The sequence below is a fragment of the Catellatospora paridis genome (assembly GCF_009720365.1).
In the GTDB taxonomy this organism is placed as follows: domain Bacteria; phylum Actinomycetota; class Actinomycetes; order Mycobacteriales; family Micromonosporaceae; genus Catellatospora; species Catellatospora paridis.
Genome location: NZ_WBZD01000020.1, coordinates 186,126 through 205,744, shown reverse-complemented (window position 1 = coordinate 205,744; position 19,619 = coordinate 186,126). Strand labels below are relative to the sequence as shown.

The following is a 19,619-nucleotide window of genomic DNA, read 5'->3' as shown; positions in this document are numbered from 1 at the left end:
TCAGCGGCCAACTATGCGGCGCAGCTTGCGGTAGGCCCGGCGGGCTGCACGCGAGTTGAGCAGGTTCTGGTACGCGGCCTCGCGACGGTGGTGGCGCCTGAAAATCGGGTCGGCGACGCCCGATGCGAGGTTTTGTGCCGCCTTGAGCGAGACCTCGAGTTCGGCGATGCGCGCGAGCGCCGACTCCCGGTCCGCCACGGCCTGACCTGCCTCACGTTCGAGGGCCGCCAGCGGCGCGGTCGCGGCGCTCAGCTCGGCGACCTGATCGCGAACGGCGATGTGCGTTGCCACCCACTGCGCGCCGACGAGGCGTAGCGAGTCCCGCAGCCGGGTCGAGCGCGCGTGAAGTTCGTCATCGAGATAACCGACCTGCTCGCGCTCGCTCCACCGGTAGGTCGCGTCGTCGTGCGTCCCCGAGATCGCCGCGTGCAGGTGCGCCCACCAGCCGTCGTTCTCTGCTCGGCGCGCCTGCGCGATGCCGACGGCCTGCGCCGCCACCGCGTCACGCGAGTCCCAGAGCCGGTCGAAACCGGCCTCGACGTCGCCGAGACCGAGCGAGATGGCCGAGAACAGCCCTTCGAGCTGGCCGAACGACCCGAGCGCACCGGAGAGCTTGTGGTCGGTGTAGTCGTCGACCGACACCGCCAAGGCGGGCACACCTGCCGACGCGGCGAACACTGCGGGGTGGTAGCGCGACGAAACCGAAAGCGCGGCCCTGCGGGCCAGCTCGGCGGAGACGCCGTTCGGCAGAATCGGCAGCGCACGCGACGGCTGCTGCATCGCGGCGGCGATGTGCCGGTGCACGGCGCCGTCACCGCTCGTGTCGTCGGCGTCGACGCCCTCGTGCGGCAGGAACACGATCTCCAGGCCGCCCGCATCGGCGACGTGGTCGAGCAGGCGGGCGATCGCGGGGACGATCTCGGTGAACGGAACGGCGCCCTCGTGGCCTGAGAACGTCACGAGGCAGTATGGCCGCGCGGGGAGCCACTCGACGACCTCCGTCTCAGCGGGGACGAGGAACGCCGCGTCGTCGACGGTGCGGAAGATCCGCTCCTGGGGCACGCCGAGTCGGCGGACGATGTCTACAGACGCGTCGTCGCGCACCCCGACGAACCGGGCCCTGCCGAGGAGTTCGGCCACGAGCGCCCCGTCCCGGGCGGTGAAGGCCGGCCCCACGGTCTGACCCGAGACGACCAGTGGCTTGTTGAACGCGCCGGCGAGGCGCCCGATGGCCACGCGCTCGAGGATCAGTTCCGGCCAGAGCGAGGACAGATTGCCGCCGCCGGCGATGACGACCGCGTCCGCCGCGGCGACGCCTCGGATGACCGACCAGGCCGCATCGTCCATCCCGATCGCGCTCGAGTCGCCGAGCGCGGCGTCGATGATCGAGTCGAGCCGATCGAGGCCGGCCTGGCCGGCCAGGCCGTCGAAGCGCAGCCGCGGGACCGCCTGCACGCCGTAGCTCTCGGCGGTCTCGTGCGGCTCGGCAGATGCGATCGTGAACCGGTAGTCGCCGAGCGTGGAGAGCCGCCGCACGAGCGCCTCGAGCATCGCCTCGTCGCCCACGTGACGGCGGCCGCCCACGGCACCGACGTCACCAACTGCGAACACGTGCATCCCCGTCACTGTTCTGTCTCCTTGAGTCCGGACACCAGCAGGGGTGCCATCGTGCGGCTGATCTGTTCGGGCGAGAAGCGAGCTCTGACGTGCGACCCTGCCCGCTCGGCGAGTGCCGCGGCGTGCGCCGGGTCGTCGTGCAGCCTGCGCATCGCGGCGGCGGCGGCGCCGAGGTCGGGGTCGGCCCACACCGCGCTCGCCGGGTACGGGTCCGCGCCCCGGCCGACCTCGATGAGCTCGAAAGCGATGAGCTCCGAGGTCTGCGCGGTCATGAAGTCCATGTTCCCCGAGTAGCCGGTCGCGATCACCGGGGTGCCGTGCGCCATGGCGTCAGCCATGTTGAGGCCGTAACCCTCCGCCCGGTGCAGTGAGACGTACGCATCGGAGAGCTCGATCATCGCCTTCATCGCCGCCGACGTGACGTAGCCGTCCAGGAAGACGATGTCGGGCCGCCCTTCGGCGATCGACCGCACTTGCTCGGCGTGGAGGGTGCGGTGGTGGCTGTTGATCGACTTCACGACGAGGGTGGCGCCGTCATCCGGCCCGAAGGCACGCATATACGCGCGTATCGTGCCAATCGGGTTCTTCCGCTCGTGCACCGAGAGGTAGTCGAAATTGGTGAGGAAGACGAAGCTGTCGTCGGGCATGCCGAGCGAGCGCCGGGTGAACGACGTCGGCGCGGTCGGCAGGGTGATCGGCAGCACGACCCGGCGCACCAGCTTGTCGGTCTTCGCCTGGATCGCCTCGCGGTTGAACTCGCTCGCCACCCAGATCTCGTCGAACGGGTCGAACGCGTCCCGGAACCGGTCCGGGAACTCCGCGAGCTCCCAGAACCAGAGCCCCACCACGCTGCCGCGCAGCCGGCCCAGTTGCATGATCGCCGCGATGTGCGGCGCCTGGTCGGCGTTGACGCACACGATCGCGCTCTCGAAGCCGATCCGGTCGCGTATCGAGACGGTGGGGCGGTGCTGCTGCCGAGAGAGATTGCCGATCGGCACCGCGACGAGCTCGGACGGCACTCCCGAGAGCCCGACGGCGCTCGCCATCCGGCGGCCGGCTTCGCCGACGCCGAGCTCGGATGCCGCATAGGCGATGACGCTCCAGCCGAATGGCCGCCGCTCCACGGCGGTGGCCGCCCGCCCGACCTCGAGCGTGCGCTGAGCGCGCTCAGGCGAACCGCTGAGATCGGTCAACACCTGACGCGGCACCGGGTCGTTCGACAGCCAGTTGCGGTAGCCGGGCCCGGAGCCGCCCACGATGTCGGGGTACGCCGCCTGCACGTCGGGCCGGCTGCGCCAGATCGCGTACTCGGCGAATGAGAACGAGTCGAGCGCGCCGGCAAGCATGGGCCGCAGCATCCACTCGACGAATTCGTCACTCTCGGCGATCGGGTCCGGGGCCGGCACCGGCACGTCGATCTTGCCGATGTACACGTCGCGGTAGGCGCGGCGCAGGCTCGCCGCCAGGCGCGCGCCGTTCGGCAGCGCGTCGCGCTGGTAGGGCGACTTGCGGCGCTCGGGATGCCCCGCCCGGATCAGGTCTGCGCCGTACTCGCCGCACAGCGCACTCAGGTCGGCGTGCTCGCTCAGCACCGTCCGCGGATTGTCGCCCATGTGCTTCGACAGGATCCAGGGCGTCGCCGGGTCGTAGCCGCTGAAGTGGAAGAAGCGCAGCGGCACGTCTCCGGCGAGGTACCCGTCCGCCGTGCTGGTGATCTCGCGGTCGTGCAGGTTCCAATACGCCGCGTTGAGGCCGCGGTCCTTCAGGATGACGTGGTTGAACAGCGAGGGTACCCAGTCGATCCAGCGCTGGTCGGTGAACAGTGCGCTCGCGATCTCAACGATCGCGTCGGTCTTGAGCCGCTCGTGCCACCAACTCAGGAATCGGTAGCCGGCCGCCCCGACGGCGATGAAGCCGAGGTTGTAGATGCCGGCCTGCATGATGGTGGCCTCCGAGAGGAGTTTGCCGTCACGAGGGACCGGGTCGAGGGTGTGCGGGGTGAGGACGATCTCATGCTCGACAGCGGCCTCGAACACGTCGGTGAGGTCGGCGAACACCTTGATGTCAGGGTCGAAGTAGGCGACCGCGGCGGAGTTCTTGCGGATGAGCCACTGCAGCATGGCGGGCTTCAGTGCCGTGGCGAGCTCCATCACGTCGTACATCACGACCATGTCGTGCAGCAGTCGAGGCTTGAGACCGAGGTCCTCGGCGAAGACGACGTTACCGACGCCCGGGTGCCCCCGATCCTCTTCGCCGCCGTCGATCACGAGCGTGTAGAACTCGATGTCCGGGTGGAACTTCTGGAACGAGTCCGCGAGAACCTCGGCTTGCGCGAGATAGTTGCGTGCGACGATCGTGCACGCGCGGTATCTAGGCGCCACGCTGTTTCTCCTCGGCTACGAACGCCACGTCTGTAGAGGTCCGATCGTGAAAGCGCTGGTCGGCAGTATCTGTCGAGTGCGCGTCGGGGTTGATGGGGGAAGCTGAAGTGATCTTGGAGCCGGGGTGGTCACCCGGCGGCGGCGATGCTACCTGGACGGGGAAAACCCGGCGTGCAACACGCTCCTTGCCGAGTTCGCGCAGGCTGCGTAGGTGAAACTTGATGCTCTTGTTACTGGCGTGCAGCTTCGCGACGTTCTCTTCCAGGTGCCGCGCCTTCGCCTCCAAGTGCTGCGCCTGCTCTTCCCAGCGCCGCACCTTCTCTTCCAGCGACGCATTCTCTCCGGTGACTCGCGCGAGCGCCTCGGCGTGCCGTGCGTTCAGCTGGGCGGCCTCCGTCGCAAGGTGATGAATCTGACCGTGGAGGTCCGCAATGTGGCTGCTGAGGAAGAAGGGCTTGATCTGCTTCTCGACGAGGAACATCCGCACGAAGGCGAAATGCTCGAACCGGGCGATGTGCTCCTTCGCGAGAAAGTACTCGTTCAGGCCGTCGAAGAGGACCTTCTCATAGTTCGCGTCGGCAAGCAGCTGATGCCAGTCCTGGATTATATGATTGGCCTCGACACAGAGCACGATCGGGCGAAACCGCGACCAGTCGTTACCGAGGAACACCTGGTACTCGAGTCCCTCGACGTCGACCTTCATAAAGTGAATGGTCTGTCGTTCGGGAACGTGTTCGGCGAACACGTTGGCCAGCGTGTCGACCGTGACGTCATAGTCGGTGTGACCGGCCGAACGCATGTGCTCGTCCTGCTCGTACTCCGATTTCAGAACATCCGAGAATGTTGAGAGACCGTCACTGGGGAATTCTCTCAGCTGCAAACTCCCAGCCGCATCCGAAATACCCATGTTAAGGTTGATGTCCTTTGGGCGGTCGGCCGCAAGCAGCTCGTGATACTTGCGCTGCGGTTCGATGTTGATGCCCGTCCAACCAAGCAAAGAGAAGTACTTCGTGACGGAGTCCCGCACCGGATGCTGCGCTCCCACGTCAACGTAGAACCCGTTTTCCACATCTGGAAAGAAGCCGGCTATGTACAGGTCTTCCCGGTTCTGAGCGTACGTTATGGCGTCGGTCATTATCCCTGACCTTTCTCTATAACGAGGTCTATAGCCGGGCTGACAATATATGGTGTCCGTTCTTGGCGAACGACCGTGAAACTAGCCGCCTCCTGCCACCAATCACACACATCCCCGCCGCCGTTGTGCACGATCGCAGGCTCGAGCCAGTGCAACCCCTCGTTGAATACGTTTGGCACACTCCACCGAACTACGACCTTCTGCCCCTCTGCCAAAGACATCGGTCGCTGGCCCTTGATCTCCGTGTTCGTGCCCAGAATCGGCTGGCCAGATGCGTTCCTGATCATAAAACCAAAGACGGCATCCTCCACACTCTCCTTGGCCTCGGCGGTGCACGTGATGGAGATCGTGTCGTCCGCGTCGGTCACCCGGCTGCTGGACAGGTCGATGCTGGTGAAGGCTGCTTTCATGCTGCCCCACCGCTTCGGAGCCGGTTCTTCTGCCTGCTCGACAACCTGCGGGTGCTGGGCTTCGGCCTCTGCTTCGGCCTCTGCTTCGACCTCTGCCTCGGCCCCGTTCTCGTCGCTGTGGAGCGCCGGGGCTGGTAGGTGGAACAGCTCGAAGTACTGCTTCGTGATCATGTCTGTGTCGCCGATGGACACGATTCTGGAGTCCTCGATCAGCATCGCGCGGTCGCAGTGCTCGCGCACGGCACTCATGTCGTGGGTGACAAAGACGACGGTGACGTTCTGTTTCTTGAGGCTCTTGAAGTAGTCGAAGCATTTGCGCTGGAAGTCGGCATCGCCGACGGCCAGGACCTCGTCGATGAGGAGGATGTCGGTCTTGGCGCGGGTGGCCATGGAGAACGCCAACCGGACCTGCATGCCGGATGAGTAGTTCTTCAGCTTCTGGTCCATGAACCGTTCGAGCTCAGCGAACTCGACGATATCGCTGTAAAGGGCCTCGATCTCGCGCGCGCTGAAGCCGAGCATGGCACCGTTGAGGTAGACGTTCTCGCGGCCCGTCAACTCCGGGTTGAAGCCAACGCCGAGCTCGATGAAGGGGACCAGGCGGCCGGTCTTGACGACGCTGCCCGTCGACGGCCGATAGATGCCGGCCATGATCTTGAGGAGCGTGCTCTTCCCGCTGCCGTTGCGTCCGACGATGCCGAAGAACTCTCCCCGCTCCACCTCGAACGATATGTCCTGAAGCGCGTGCTGGGTCTCGTTGACGATCTTCGATTGCCGTTTGACCAGACCGGTGAAGAGGCTCTTGACGGTCGTGATCCGCTCGTGGGGCAGGGTGAATCTCTTGGAGACGTCCGTGACACTCAGGGCCAACTCCCGCGTCATCGTCAGATCTCCTCGGCGAAGTACTTGGAGCGGCTTCGGAAATAGGTCGCCGCGAGTATGACGGACACCAGGCATACGGCGAGGGGCACCAGCCAGACCCACACCCTGCCGTCGTACACGTCATAGATGGTCTGAGTCTGGTCGGTGACCAACACGTACCGCGCGTCCTGGATTATCTGGGCCATCGGGCTGAGGAACTGGAGCTGCGCGATCGACTGGGGGACGAAGCTGACCGAGTAGAGGATCGGCGTGGCGTAGAACGCGGCCTGCATGAACACTTCCCAGATGAAAGCGACATCCCGGAAGCGCACGTACAGCGCGCTCAGCACGAAGGAGAGCGCGAGCCCGAAGACGAAGAGCTCGGCGATGAGCGGCACGATGAGGAGTGCGTTCCAGCCCACGTGCACGCGGCCGACAGCCAGGAATACGCCGAGCACCGCAAGGTTGAGGAGCAGGTTGATGAACGCGGAGAACGATCCGGCCAGGATGATGACGTACTTGGGGAAGTCGATCTTTCGCAGCAGATCGCCTTTCCCCACGATGGCGGCGATGCTGTTCGCGGTGACCTCGGCGAAGTAGTTCCAGAGGACGATTCCCAGCAAGAGGTACTGCGGGAAATGCGGAATTCCCGCGCCTAGTTTGAGGAACCTCGCAAAGACGAAGTAAAGAACCACGAACAGAAACAGAGGTCGGAGGAGTGACCAGAGATAGCCGAGGGCCGACCCGTGGTACCGGAGCTTGAAGTCGGTGCGCACCAGTCGGCCGAGCAAAATGAACGGATACCGGTACCGGTCGAACAGGTTCTGCCGCTTGGGCCCTGCCAACCCCCGGCTCCGTTTCGTGGAGGTCTCTGTGGCGGGCGGTCCGTCGGCCACTGCCACCTGAGCCGAACCCTGCGTGGCCTGGCCGGCGCCAGGTCGTATGGTCATGGCCGGACTACCGTGATTGTCAGCTCGTCCGCGCCAGTGAGCGTGTCCGACACGACGGCTGGGAGCACCCGCTCGAATTTCTCTGTGATCAGGTCATGCGGTTGCGTGGCGATCATGGCCTGTTTCGTTCCTCCGCTGCTTAAGAAGGCCCTTGCTGGCGCGGCTCAGCTCGGCCATGCTACGAGAGCGCCATGCTACGGGAGCGAGTCGCCGGAGCCAACTCCCCCCAGCAGCACCGGTGGCCAGTCAGGACACCGAACGTGACTGACGTCTCAGCGAAGTGCCTCTGGCCTGGATTACTCAGTGGTCTGGGTGGCTTGGCCGTTGCTTCGCCGTTCTTTGCTTTTGTCTGATTTGACTAGGTTCCTCTAGGTCTATATGCGGATGCGGCATGTCCTGGGGATCTGTCTCGCGCATAGCCGGGCGAAACCGGGTAAGAAAGAAGTGCACGTGTGCCGGTAGTCTGCGCAGCTATGTCCGTCGCATCACCCCCGGAACTCGACGTTTCCCTGCCCAGGGCCACTTCCTCGACGTGGTGGCACCGGTTGATCGACGGCATTGCAGATCAGGCGCCGGATGCCGGTGCGCAGCCAGGCGCCCGGCCGTGGCGCCAGGCGCTGCTGTCAGGCGGCTACCTGTGGCTCGCCGGCCACCTGCTGATGGCCGTCGCGACGCTGTTCTACGCGATGCCACGCGGCGCACCGGGCGAGTCGCTGGACACCTGGCCGGCGGGCGCTTCGCCCGGCGGGCTGCTGGAGCGGTGGATGTGGTGGGACACGGGCCACTACCTGGCAATCGCCGAGCACGGGTACGGCCCGCCGATTCCGTCGGAGTCGACGGCGTTCTACCCGCTCTACCCCCTGTTCGTCAGGGCCTTCGACAGCGTGCTGCCCGGCGACGGTTTCGTCGCCGCGCTGGTGGTGTCGAGCATCGCCGCGTATGTGATGCTGGTGCTCCTCCATCGGCTCGCCTCGTACGAGTTGGGTGAGGCCACGGCCCACCGGGCTGGGTTCTACCTGGTGGCGTTCCCGTTCGCGTTCTTCCTGTACATCGGCTACAACGAGTCGCTGTTCATGGCGTTCGCCCTCGGCGCCCTCTACGCCATGCGCAAGGGCCAGTGGTGGGTCGCCGGCGTTCTGGGGGCGTTCTCGAGTGCCACCAGGTCGGCGGGCGTGCTGCTGGCGATGGTGCTGCTCTTCGAGTACCTGCGTCAGCGACGGTTCCAGCCGCGTGCGATCCGGTGGGACGTGCTGTCGGTGGCGTTGGTGCCGGTCGGACTGGCGTGTTTCAGCCTGTACTGCAAGTGGAAGTTCGACAACGCGTTCGCCTTCTCCGACGCGCAGAACTGGTGGGGGCGCAAGCTCACCCTGCCCTGGGAGTCGGTCTACAGCGCGGTGCGGACCATGAACGACGTCAGAGTGCTGCATCCGCAGAACCTCTACAACCTCGTCGACGTGTCCTTCGTGCTCATCGCGTTCGCCGTGCTGGTCCTGGCGGTGGTGGGACCATGGCGGCTTCGTGCCGACCAGTTCTACCTGGTCGTCTACGGCTGGGCGAGCCTGGGGCTCGCCGTGCTGTTCCCGGTGAGCCCGCCGCTGGCGCTGACGTCCATTCCGCGCTACCTGCTGGAGATCGTCGCGATCTTCCTGGTGCTGGCGAAGATGGGCCAGAACCGGGCCTTCGAGCGCTTCTATCTGATGGCGGCGATCGGGATGCAGGCGATCTGGATGGTGCTGTTCCTCAACCATCTGTGGGCGGGCTGAGTGCAGTGGCCCGCTGCCAGGGCTTGTGCGCTGTCGGTTGGTAGCGGCGGGCTCGGTGAGCGCCTGCGTATATGCTCGCCCGGGCGCCCGGGTTCGCCAAGATCCGCAACAAGGCCAGATCAGGGGTTTGCAGTGGTCATCGGAATGCTCGTCGCAGGAACGAGGCTGGCGGGTGAAGCGAAAACGCCAGCGGCCGGCCTTCCCGAGCCGCCTCGGAGTTCTGCCGTTTCTGTCGCCTCGGTGAGTGCCGCGTCAGCATGAGGATCGTGATCGACGGGAGAATGCTCTCCTGGACGGGCATCGGCCGGTACACCCTCGCGCTCCTGGAAGGTCTGGAGGTGATCGACCGGGATAACGAATACCTGGTGCTCATGCGCAGGAACGACTGGCCGCGATGGACGCCGTCCGCAGCCAACTTCACGCGCATTGAATGCGACATCGCTCCGTACACCTTGGCCGAGCAGGCGCGCCTGCCGCGCCTCCTGGACCGCCTCGCTCCGGACCTTGTGCATTTCGTGACCCCCAATGCCGCCGCCCTCTACGGCGGCCGCAAGGTCGTTACGGTTGCCGACCTGACGTTGCTCGACTTCGACACGAGCCGAGGGTCGTTGGGCCGGCGCCTGGCCACGAAGCTCAAGCGCTTCCCGTTCCGAGTGATCTTCCGGAGGCAGGTGACGACAGCTACCCACGTTGTCACTTTGACCGAATATGTCCGACAGCAGCTGATTTCGCGCTTCCGGATAGAAGGTACGAAGGTGTCTGCGGCTTGGCTTGCCGCCGACTCGGCGCACCTGGCAGCGGCCGAAGAAGAACCTGTCGCGGGCCTTGAGGATTCGGGCCCGCTCATCCTCTACGTGGGCAACTACTACGCGTACAAGAACGTTCGCGTCCTCATCGAAGCCCTCACCCTCGTTGCGAGGGTCAGGCAGGACGTGAAGTTGGTCCTGGCCGGGGAGCCGCGTGAGTTCAAGGACGCGCTGCTCTCGTTGACCGAGAGCCTGCAGGTGTCCGACCGCGTCGTCATGCCAGGGTTCGTCACCGACGGCCAGCTCAAATGGCTGTACCGAAATGCGGCAATGTATGTCAACCCGTCGCTGTCCGAGGGATTCGGGCTGCAGGGCATCGAGGCCATGACACAGGGGCTGCCGGTCCTCTCCTCAACGGCGAGCTGCCTTCCCGAGGTGTATGGAGACGCGGCCGTGTACTTCGATCCGCACGATGCCGACGAGCTGGCGCAGCATATCGTCGACCTGCTTGATCAGCCTGGTCGATCGATCGAGCTCTCCGCCAAGGCCCAGGAACGCCTGGCGATGTTCTCGTGGCAGAAGACGGCGGAGCTCACCCATCAGGTGTACACGGATGCCGGGCACCAGGTGTCTCGCGACGAACGGAAGCGACGCGCATGAGAATTTTCGTCGAGGGCGCTTCCCTCTTCCGGCAGCGCACGGGTGTGGGTCAGTACACGAAGAACCTGCTCGAGGCGCTCTTCAGGCTCGATGAGGTCAATCAATACACGATCTTTGCCTTCGCGTTTCTGGGTAGAGGAACAGAGCCCAAGCCGATCCCGTCGGGTCCGCGCGTGGGCTACCGCTTCATCCGATACGTGCCCTTGAAGGCGTTCAACGCGATCGTCCGCAAGATCACGTCCCCGCCGATCGACGTCATGCTGGGAAGCCGGCCGGATCTGTTCTTCTTCCCCAATTTCGTACGCTATCCGCTGCCCCTGGGCAGCTCCGCGATAGCGGTGGTGCACGATGTCTCCTACCTGAAGCACCCCCAGCACACAGCCCGCAGGAACCGTCAGTTCCTCATGCGGTACGTGCCCAAGACGCTGCGCAAGTGCCAGCACGTCATTGCTGTCTCACAGCATTCCAAAGACGAGATCGTGCGGTGCTACGGCACCGATCCGGACCGGATCTCCATCGTCAGCCCGGCGGTCGATCACAGCATCTTCTACCCACGGTCGAAGCAGGAAATAGATGCAGTGGTGGCGGAGAAGTACCGTATCTCGAGGCCGTTCATCCTGTACACGGGCACGTTGGAGCCGAGGAAGAACATCAAAGGCATCTTGGATGCCTACGGAAAGCTGCCGCCGGAGGTCCGCTCGTCGTATTCCCTGGTGCTCGCCGGTGGCAAGGGCTGGCTCGACCGTGACATCAAGGCGCAGCTCGATTCCTTGCGGCACCTGGACATCATCACCACGGGATACGTGCCTGACGAAGATCTGCCGGCGCTGTACAGCGGCGCTTCCGTGTTTGTGTATCCGTCATTCTATGAAGGGTTCGGGATGCCGCCCTTGGAGGCAATGGCGTGCAACACCCCGGTCATCGTGGCAGACAACTCGTCCCTTCCTGAGGTCGTGGGGGACGCGGGGATTCTGGTCGACGCCCAGGACTCTGCCGCGCTCGCCCACCACATAGAGCACGTCCTTGGGGACCCGGCGCTGGCTGATAAGCTGCGGCGCAAGGGGCTCGTACGGGCGAAAACGTTCACGTGGGAAGCGAGTGCGCAACGGCTGCTCGCAGTGATCAGCAAGGTAGGTGCCGGTAGATGAGAGCGCTGGTAACGGGAGCGACGGGTTTCGCTGGTTCGCATCTCATGGAGGCGCTCAGGCAGTCCGCAGGCGTGGAAGCCCACGGGACCTCTCTTTCGCAGCCTAAGAACCACAATATCCACCATCTGGACCTCACCGACTATGACTCGGTGGTTGCCCTGCTGGACGAGCTGCGGCCGGACACGATCTACCACCTGGCCGCGTTCGCATCGGTTGCGCTGTCCCTCAAGACTCCGGTGGAGGCGGTGACCTCCACCCTGGCAATGCAGATCAACCTCTACCAGGGCTGCCTGGCGCTCGGTTTGAATCCCCGCATACTGGTGGTCAGCAGTGGCCAGATCTATGGCATGGCCAGCGCTTCGCAGCTGCCGCTGGCCGAGACGACGCCGCTGGACTTTTCGAACCCATATGCGGTTGCCAAGGCGGGCCAGGAGAACCTGGTCTCGATGTACGGCAAAATGGGTCTCGAATCCGTTATCGCCCGCCCGTTCAATCACTTCGGGCCCGGGCAGCGGCCGGGCTACCTGATCGCCGATCTCACGAAACAGATCGCCGAGCTGGAACGCGATGGCGGGGAGACTCTGCGAGTCGGCAATCTGAGCGCGAAGCGGGACTTCACCGATGTTCGGGACATCGTCCGCGCCTACATTCTCCTGGCCGCCAAGGGCAAGGCCGGGGAGGCCTATAACGTCTGCACCGGCAGGTCCCGTTCCGGCCAGGAGGTCCTGGACCTACTGCTGGAGATCTCTCAACAGAAGTTCCGTACGGAGCAGGACCCGGAGCGGATGCGGCCAGCGGATATTCCGGACCTGCGCGGGGATGCGACGAAGATTCGGCTCGACACCGGCTGGACGCCCCGCATACCGCTCGAACAGACCTTGTCCGACACACTCAGCTACTGGCGCGGGCAGGTATAAAAAGGACCACCGTTCGCAGCAGCCTGCGCGGGAGCGCCTGGCGTCAGCGGAGCCTACTTACGCAGCCTCCGCCTCGATCCAAGACGCCAGCCGTCGGCGGAACACAGCTTCGCTGAAGTTGCCGGCGTGTGCCCTCACCACGTTCCGGTCCAACTCGTCGAGATGGCGCAGCCGGTCGACATAGTCGTGGGGCTGCAGCGAGCCGGTGAGGAAGCCCGTCTTCCCGTCGACGACCGTCTCCAGCAGGCCGCCCGAGCCGAGGCCGAGCACCGGCGTGCCGCAGGTCATCGCCTCGACCGGGATGATGCCGAAGTCCTCGTGAGTGGGGAACAGCAGTGCCCTGGCGCCCCAGTACAGCTCGCGCAGCCGCTCACGCGAGGGCTGGCGTTCGAAGGTGACGGGAACGGTGACCGTCGCCGCCTGGCGGCGCAGTGCCGCCTCCATGGGCCCGGAGCCGGCGATCACCAGGGGCAGCCGGGCCGCTTCGGCGATCTGGATCATCAGGTCGAAGTTCTTGTACGGGATCCAGCGGCCCACACCCAGCAGGTAGTCGCGCGACTGCGCCTGCTGGCGCGGCGGGGCGGCGGCGAAGTAGTCCACGTCCACCGGCGGATGGATGACGTATGCGTCGCGCTTCCAGAAGCGCTCGATGCGTGCCCTGACCTCATTGGAGTTGGCGGCATAGCTGTGCACGTGGCGGTTCATGCGGACGTCGACCGCCTGGAGGACCTTGCGTGGCAGCATCAGCGCACCGGATGACCCACGGCCGTCGAAGCCTGGACTCCAGACGTAGCGTGCCGGTGAGTGGACGTAGCTGAGGTACCTGGTGTGGTCGGACCTGCCTGTCTTCGCGGTGTGCGCGAAGGCGTGGCTGGATGAGACCACCACGTCGAACTTCTCGCGGGTGAGGGTGCGCCAGGCGAACGGCATGAACGGCAGCGCCAGCGCCTTGGACCGGCGTAGCGGAGTCCGGGCGAGCCACGACTCCTGGAACGCCGCGCCTCGGTGAGCGTCGCGATCCCGCCAGAGGACGAACCCCTTGGCCTGGGGAAGCACGCTGTTGATCGCGAGAAACACGTTCTCCGATCCACCGGTCGCGCCGAACCATTCGTGCACGATCGCCACCGACTTGCCAGGCAGCAGCGTTGCCTGACCGGTTCCGGCGCCGCCCGCCATCGCTAGATCCCGCTCCTCGATGTTCTGGCCTCGTCGAAGGCCGTGTCGTCGTCTTGCTGATATGCCGTGCGGTCCGGAGCGGTGCCTATCGTCAGCGACCGCCGCCGCGGAAGACCTCCGACAGCGTTCGCAGCACGACCTTGATGTCGAGCCACAGCGACCAGTTCTCGATGTAGTAGTTGTCGAACCGGGCCCGGTCGGCGATGGACGTGTCGCCACGCAATCCGCTGACCTGTGCCAGGCCGGTCAGGCCGACCGGCACTCGGTGACGCATGCCGTATCCGGGGAACTCCGCGGTGAACTTCTCCACGAAGTGCGGCCGTTCCGGACGTGGGCCCACGAATGTCATGTCGCCGCGCAGGATGTTCCACAGCTGGGGCAGCTCGTCGATCGAGGTACGTCGGATGATTCGGCCGAAGAGGCTGACACGACTGTCGTGGGCGATCGACCAGTTGGTCTGGGATTCGTGCTCGTTGACCGGCCGCATCGATCGGAACTTGATCACCTTGAACGGCTTGCCGTGCCGGCCGATACGCTCCTGGTAGAAGAGGATGCCGGGGCCGCCGTCCAGCCGTGTGCCGATCGCGGCCAGCAACAGCAGCGGGCTCAGCAGCGCCAGCGCGAGCGAGGAGAACGTCACGTCGGTGGCCCGCTTCACCGCCCAACGCCAGCCGGACAGGGTGGTGTCGGCGATGTGGACCACGGGGATGGCGCCGATGTGGTCGGGCAGCTTGCCATTGGAGTGGGAGCCCCACAGCGTCGGCACGACCCAGATGTCGCAGTCTTGGGCCGACTGTCTGATGATCTCCATCAGGTGTGACTCCTGGCACCGGTGATCGGCGATGATGATGACGTCGCACTCTGTCATCGCGACCGCCTTGTGGAGCTCCTCGAGGGTGCCGACCAACGGTTGGAGTGAAGACTCGCGGGCGGTTTCGGTGTCGACGCTGCCCGCGAATCGCAGCCCGTACTGCGGGTAGCGGCGTAGCAGCCGGGCGAGGTCGACAGAGATCGGCCCGCTGCCGATGATCAAAGCGTTGTGCTCCACCCAGCGACGCCGGCGCGCGAAGACCACCATGGACCGGGTGACAGCACGGCCCAATATGACAAGACCTGCGGCGATGGCAACACTGCGCATGAAGTCAGCGACGTGACCGACCGAATCGTGTCGGAGCGACGCGATCATGGCAACGACGGAGGCGGAGGCGAGCAGGCGACCGAACATGCTGGGCAGCTCGTCGAGGATGCTCATGTGCCGCCGGCCCCGGTAGAGCCCGCCCATCGCGAAGATGACGATGGTGAGCGCTGCGAAGGAGAGGTTTCCGCGCCAGAAGCGGTCGGTCATCAGCAGCGGCGCGACGAGGGCTGCGAGGTCGACCGGGGCGGCCACCATCCACGCCCGCAGACCTCGGGTGCGACCCGATGTCGCCGAGCCCACGTAGGGCAGGACCGCCGTCGTGTCATTGCCGTCGAACGCGTCGTCCCACCCTGCGCTGGTGGGGGGACGCTGGCTGGGCACCCTGACGGCATGCGTCAAGCCGGAGGGTGAGAATCCCTCCTCGTCGGCTTTGACAGCGAGCGTGCCGGCGGCGGTCTTGGGCACGCCCGCCGTCGGAGTCGACCGGAAGGATGACAGGCTCATATCTTCCACAACTTGTCCCCGTTGGTCTTTTTGTATCAGAGCGACCCGCAATAGGCGGTCACTGTCAGTCGCTCGCACCCTAGGGCCGGTGGGGAGAGTCGCGCCAGCCCCAGGGCGGGTAATTACCCGAAGTGTTACTTCTTGGCCAGTGATTCCACGGTGGGAATGTCGTTCTTGCTGAGAGCCTCAAAGAAAGGCCCGACTTTGGTCATATCTGGGATAAGGACACTTTCGTCCCCCTTTTTGCCGAATCCGGCAGTGGGGCTGGTGTAGAACGACAGCCCGGCTCCGTTCACACCCCGGAGTTCCATCGCCGTGTCGAGCAGCGACATGGTTTTGTCGACCTTGACGGAACTCGCCATCGCGTTCACGAAGGAGGTCAGCTTGGCGGGGTTCGAGACGATGCCGCCGGAGGTCGCCTTGTCCAGCACCGCCTTGATCACCTCTTGCTGGTGCTTGATCCGGGTGAAGTCTCCGTCGGAGAAGGCGTGGCGCTCACGCGCGTAGTCCAGCGCCTGACCGCCGTTCATGACCTGCTTGCCCGCCTTGAACACGCGGACATGGCTGGGCAGCAGTGAGTAGTTTGAGGTGAAGCCTTTTTCCACGGTGATGGTGACGCCGCCGAGGGCGTCGACGATCTGCTCGAAGCCGGAGAAGTCGACGATGACGACGTTGTCGATGCGGATGCCGGTGAACTTCTCGACGGTCTGCACCAGCAGTGACGTGCCGCCCCAGTTGAACGCGGCGTTGATCTTCGCCTCTTTGCCGCCGTTGCCGTTCTTCGCCTTGGGAATGAACACCCAGGTGTCGCGCGGGATCGAGATCAATTGCGCGCTGGCGTGGTCTGCGGGAAAGTGCGCCAGAATGATCGTGTCGGTGCGCGAGCCGCTGGTGGCGTTGGGGTCGCGGGTGTCGCTGCCGAGCATCAGGAAGTTCTTGACCTTGGGCTCCGCCTTCACGGGGCGGCCTTCCTCGGGGATCTCGTCGAAAGCGTCGACGCGCTCGATGCTGTCGTCGACCGACTTCAGATAGAGCCCGCCGGCGAGCAGGCCGCCACCGCCCAGCAACGCGACTACCAGGCCGACAATCAGGGCGATGCGCTTGGCGCGCTTGCGGCCACGCAACTTCTGCTTGTCCGACTTGCCCAGAGGTGCTTCGTCGATCGGTTCGATGATTTCGGTGAGATCATCGTCGGCGTAGCGGGAGCGGGAAGGGCGTACAGCATGAGAGGAGGACCGGCGTGCCATGGCGGGCATACTACTGACTACAGATTGCTTTTGCTGACCGGTCGAGGATGCGGTACCGGGACCGGGCAGCATTAGTGGCAATTGTCACGCGCTGCAATTGGGCGGACGTTATGAAAATGACTATGCCGGGCAATTCCGACTCTAGGTCTAATGGGTGATTTGCCCGGCATGGCCACTTCATGGAATCAGGTCGTTGTGCGGAGGGCCTGTTCCAGCAGAGCCAGACCCCGGTCCAGCTCTTCGTCGGTGATGACCAGCGGAGGCAGGAAGCGGAACACGTTGCCCCAGGTGCCGCAGGTCAGGGTGAGCAGGCCGGCCGCGTGGCAGGCCTTGTTCACCGCGCCGGTGAGGATCGGGTCCGGTTCGAGCGTGCCGGGTCTGGTCAGCTCGATCGCGATCATCGCGCCGCGGCCGCGGACCTGGGCGATCTGCGGGTACTTGCCGGCCAGGGTGGTCAGCCGGTCGGTCAGCGCCGCGCCGATGCGCCGCGCCGCGCCGGCCAGGTCCAGCTCGCGCATGGTCTGGATGCTGGCGAGCGCCGCCGCGCAGGCGATCGGGTTGCCGCCGTACGTGCCGCCCAGCCCGCCGGCGTGCACCGCGTCCATCACGTCTGCCCGGCCGGTGACCGCGGCCAGCGGCAGGCCGCCCGCGATGCCCTTGGCCGTGGTGATCAGATCCGGCACCACCTGCTCGTGCTCGGAGGCGAACCAGTCGCCGGTACGGCAGAAGCCGGTCTGGATCTCGTCGGCGACGAACAGCGCCCCGTTCGCCGACGCCCAGGACGCCAGCGCGGGCAGGAACCCGGGCGCGGGCACCACGAAGCCTCCCTCGCCCTGGATCGGCTCGATCACGATCGCGGCCACGTTCTGCGCCCCGACCTGCGTGGTGATCACGTCGATGGCGCGGGCGGCGGCCTGCTCGCCGGTCAGCCCGTCGCGCAGCGGGTAGGACATCGGCGCCCGGTAGACCTCCGGTGCGAACGGCCCGAACCCGTGCTTGTACGGCATGTTCTTCGCGGTCAGCGCCATGGTCAGGTTCGTCCGGCCGTGGTAGCCGTGCTCGAACACGATCACCGCGGAGCGCCCGGTGGCGTACCGGGCGATCTTCACCGCATTCTCCACCGCCTCCGCACCGGAGTTGAACAGTGCCGAGCGCTTCGCGAAGTCACCCGGCGTCAGCTCGTTGAGCTGCTCGCACACCGACACGTACGACTCGTACGGGGTGACCATGAAGCAGGTGTGGGTGAACCGCTCGACCTGCTCGCGCACCGCCGCGACCACCGCGGGATTGCTGTTGCCCACGTTGGTGACCGCGATCCCGGCGGCGAAGTCGATCCACTCCCGCCCGTCGACGTCGGTCAGCGTCCCGCCGGATGCGCGGTCGACGTAGGAGGACAGCACCGAGCCGACGCCGCGGGCCACCGCGTCCACGCGGCGGGCGTGGATCTCAGAGGAGGCACTCAAGATCATTCTCCGATGTTGTGCATGACGTGCTTGACCCGGGTGTAGTCCTCCAGGCCGTACGCGGACAGGTCCTTGCCGTACCCCGACTGCTTGAAACCGCCGTGCGGCATCTCCGCGACCAGCGGGATGTGGGTGTTCACCCACACGCAGCCGAAGTCCAGCCGCCGGCTCAGCCGCATCGCCCGCCCGTGGTCGGCGGTCCACACGCTGGAGGCCAGCCCGTAGCGGCAGTCGTTGGCGTAGCGCAGCGCCTCGGCCTCGTCGGCGACCTTCTGCACGGTGATGACCGGGCCGAACACCTCGTCGGTGACGATCTCGTCGCCCTGGATCAGGTCGGCGACGACGGTCGGCGCGAAGAACCAGCCCCGCTCGCCGACGCGCTCGCCGCCGGTGGTGACCCGGGCGTGCGCGGGCAGCCGCTCGATGAAGCCGGTGACCTTGGCGAGCTGGTTGGCGTTGTTGAGCGGGCCGTAGAGCACGTCCTCGTCGTCGGGTGCGCCGGTCTTGAGGTTGCGGGCCTGCTCGGTGAGGGCCGCCACGAACGCGTCGTACGCCCCCTCGGTGACCAGCACCCGGGTGGCCGCGGTGCAGTCCTGGCCGGCGTTGAAGAAGCCGGCGATCGCGATGCCCTCGGCGGCCGCGGCGATGTCGGCGTCGTCGAACACCAGGACCGGGGCCTTGCCGCCCAGCTCCAGGTGGGTGCGCTTGAGTGCGGGCGCGGCCGACGCGGCGACCTCGGAGCCCGCCCGGGTGGAGCCGGTGATGGAGACCAGCGCCGGGGTCGGGTGCGCGACCAGGGCGCGGCCGGTGTCGCGGTCACCGCAGACCACGTTGAGCACGCCCGGCGGCAGGAACTCGGCGGCGATCTCGGCCAGCAGCAGCGTCGACATCGGCGTGGTGTCCGACGGCTTGAGCACCACGGTGTTGCCCGCGGCGATCGCCGGCGCGAACTTCCACACCGCCATCATGAGCGGGTAGTTCCAGGGCGTGACCTGCGCGCAGACGCCGATCGGCTCGCGGCGCACGTAGCTGGTCAGGTTCGCCATGTACTCGCCGGCCGAGCGGCCCTCCAGCAGCCGGGCCGCGCCCGCGAAGAAGCGCAGCTGGTCGATCGCGGGCGGCAGCTCCTCGCTCGCGGTCAGGTGCAGCGGCTTGCCGGTGTTGCGGCTCTCCAGGGCGACCAGCTCGTCGGCGCGGGCCTCGACCGCGTCCGCGATCTTCAGCAGGGCCTTCTGGCGCTCGCTGGGCGTGGTGTCCCGCCAGATCTCGAACGCGGCGGCCGCGGCGGCCATGGCGTCCTCCACGTCCTGCTTCCCGGAGACCGGGGTCTCGGCGAGAATCTCCCCGGTGCACGGGTCGATGAGATCGGCGTAGCCGCCGTCCACCGGAGCTACGTACTTGCCGTTGATAAAGTTGGCCAATTTCTCTGTCATCGGTGGCATACGGCTATCTTCGCGACGAAATCCGTGTCGAGCAAGGGTCTTGAGCAACTGTTTCCGTGCG

General features: G+C 65.8%; 14 protein-coding genes. 4 read left to right on the top strand and 10 right to left on the bottom strand.

What is annotated here, in order from left to right:
- From F9C41_RS33525 to F9C41_RS33505, 5 genes are read right to left on the bottom strand one after another with little or no spacing between them, the layout of a single operon-like run.
- Complete coding sequence (locus F9C41_RS33525) at positions 1 to 1,566, bottom strand: polysaccharide pyruvyl transferase family protein (RefSeq protein WP_196280061.1); 1,566 nt, start codon at positions 1,564 to 1,566, stop codon at positions 1 to 3.
- Positions 1,567 to 1,622: 56 nt separating this feature from the next.
- Positions 1,623 to 3,998, bottom strand: a complete 2,376-nt coding sequence (locus F9C41_RS33520) for a glycosyltransferase (protein ID WP_155390854.1) — start codon at positions 3,996 to 3,998, stop codon at positions 1,623 to 1,625.
- Positions 3,988 to 5,133, bottom strand: a complete 1,146-nt coding sequence (locus F9C41_RS33515; protein WP_155390853.1) for an FkbM family methyltransferase — start codon at positions 5,131 to 5,133, stop codon at positions 3,988 to 3,990. The genes F9C41_RS33520 and F9C41_RS33515 overlap by 11 nt, the downstream gene beginning before the upstream one ends.
- Positions 5,133 to 6,425, bottom strand: coding sequence for an ABC transporter ATP-binding protein (locus tag F9C41_RS33510; protein WP_155390852.1), 1,293 nt, complete (start codon positions 6,423 to 6,425; stop codon positions 5,133 to 5,135). The genes F9C41_RS33515 and F9C41_RS33510 overlap by 1 nt, the downstream gene beginning before the upstream one ends.
- Before the next feature lie 2 nt (positions 6,426 to 6,427).
- Positions 6,428 to 7,306: an ABC transporter permease gene (locus tag F9C41_RS33505; RefSeq protein ID WP_230690203.1), complete on the bottom strand. Its 879-nt coding sequence runs from the start codon at positions 7,304 to 7,306 to the stop codon at positions 6,428 to 6,430.
- A gap of 593 nt (positions 7,307 to 7,899) precedes the next feature.
- Here F9C41_RS33505 and F9C41_RS33500 point away from each other — a divergent pair.
- The 4 genes from F9C41_RS33500 (at position 7,900) to F9C41_RS33485 (ending at position 12,588) form a co-directional block, all read left to right on the top strand.
- Positions 7,900 to 9,117 carry a mannosyltransferase family protein gene (locus F9C41_RS33500; protein WP_196280060.1) on the top strand — a complete coding sequence of 406 codons (1,218 nt, stop codon included), beginning with the start codon at positions 7,900 to 7,902 and terminating at the stop codon, positions 9,115 to 9,117.
- Positions 9,118 to 9,383: 266 nt separating this feature from the next.
- Entirely contained in the window at positions 9,384 to 10,523 is a 1,140-nt protein-coding gene (locus tag F9C41_RS33495) for a glycosyltransferase family 4 protein (protein WP_196280059.1), read from the top strand.
- Positions 10,520 to 11,671: a glycosyltransferase family 4 protein gene (locus tag F9C41_RS33490; RefSeq protein ID WP_155390848.1), complete on the top strand. Its 1,152-nt coding sequence runs from the start codon at positions 10,520 to 10,522 to the stop codon at positions 11,669 to 11,671. The genes F9C41_RS33495 and F9C41_RS33490 overlap by 4 nt, the downstream gene beginning before the upstream one ends.
- Entirely contained in the window at positions 11,668 to 12,588 is a 921-nt protein-coding gene (locus F9C41_RS33485; RefSeq protein ID WP_155390847.1) for a GDP-mannose 4,6-dehydratase, read from the top strand. The genes F9C41_RS33490 and F9C41_RS33485 overlap by 4 nt, the downstream gene beginning before the upstream one ends.
- A gap of 57 nt (positions 12,589 to 12,645) precedes the next feature.
- Here F9C41_RS33485 and F9C41_RS33480 read toward each other — a convergent pair whose 3' ends face one another.
- The 5 genes from F9C41_RS33480 to F9C41_RS33460 form a co-directional block, all read right to left on the bottom strand.
- The gene (locus F9C41_RS33480) at positions 12,646 to 13,764 is read right to left on the bottom strand and encodes a glycosyltransferase (protein ID WP_155390846.1); all 1,119 of its coding nucleotides are present in this window, start codon (positions 13,762 to 13,764) and stop codon (positions 12,646 to 12,648) included.
- A gap of 91 nt (positions 13,765 to 13,855) precedes the next feature.
- Entirely contained in the window at positions 13,856 to 15,157 is a 1,302-nt protein-coding gene (locus tag F9C41_RS33475; protein WP_155390939.1) for a sugar transferase, read from the bottom strand.
- Between the two features lie 383 nt (positions 15,158 to 15,540).
- Positions 15,541 to 16,653, bottom strand: a complete 1,113-nt coding sequence (locus tag F9C41_RS33470) for an LCP family protein (RefSeq protein ID WP_155390845.1) — start codon at positions 16,651 to 16,653, stop codon at positions 15,541 to 15,543.
- Between the two features lie 185 nt (positions 16,654 to 16,838).
- Positions 16,839 to 18,122 carry a 4-aminobutyrate--2-oxoglutarate transaminase gene (gabT, locus tag F9C41_RS33465; RefSeq protein ID WP_456236821.1) on the bottom strand — a complete coding sequence of 428 codons (1,284 nt, stop codon included), beginning with the start codon at positions 18,120 to 18,122 and terminating at the stop codon, positions 16,839 to 16,841.
- Positions 18,119 to 19,549, bottom strand: a complete 1,431-nt coding sequence (locus tag F9C41_RS33460; protein WP_155390843.1) for a gamma-aminobutyraldehyde dehydrogenase — start codon at positions 19,547 to 19,549, stop codon at positions 18,119 to 18,121. Before F9C41_RS33460 ends, gabT begins: the two co-directional genes overlap by 4 nt.
- Between the last annotated feature and the right edge of the window lie 70 nt (positions 19,550 to 19,619).

What these genes read in the sequence shown, in the direction of transcription:
- F9C41_RS33515 (WP_155390853.1), bottom strand. Translation starts at nt 5,133, where the DNA reads ATGACCGACGCCATAACGTACGCTCAGAACCGGGAAGACCTGTACATA.
- F9C41_RS33510 (WP_155390852.1), bottom strand. Translation starts at nt 6,425, where the DNA reads ATGACGCGGGAGTTGGCCCTGAGTGTCACGGACGTCTCCAAGAGATTC.
- F9C41_RS33490 (WP_155390848.1), top strand. Translation starts at nt 10,520, where the DNA reads ATGAGAATTTTCGTCGAGGGCGCTTCCCTCTTCCGGCAGCGCACGGGT.
- F9C41_RS33485 (WP_155390847.1), top strand. Translation starts at nt 11,668, where the DNA reads ATGAGAGCGCTGGTAACGGGAGCGACGGGTTTCGCTGGTTCGCATCTC.
- F9C41_RS33480 (WP_155390846.1), bottom strand. Translation starts at nt 13,764, where the DNA reads ATGGCGGGCGGCGCCGGAACCGGTCAGGCAACGCTGCTGCCTGGCAAG.
- F9C41_RS33475 (WP_155390939.1), bottom strand. Translation starts at nt 15,157, where the DNA reads ATGGTGGCCGCCCCGGTCGACCTCGCAGCCCTCGTCGCGCCGCTGCTG.
- F9C41_RS33470 (WP_155390845.1), bottom strand. Translation starts at nt 16,653, where the DNA reads ATGGCACGCCGGTCCTCCTCTCATGCTGTACGCCCTTCCCGCTCCCGC.
- gabT (WP_456236821.1), bottom strand. Translation starts at nt 18,122, where the DNA reads ATGATCTTGAGTGCCTCCTCTGAGATCCACGCCCGCCGCGTGGACGCG.
- F9C41_RS33460 (WP_155390843.1), bottom strand. Translation starts at nt 19,549, where the DNA reads ATGACAGAGAAATTGGCCAACTTTATCAACGGCAAGTACGTAGCTCCG.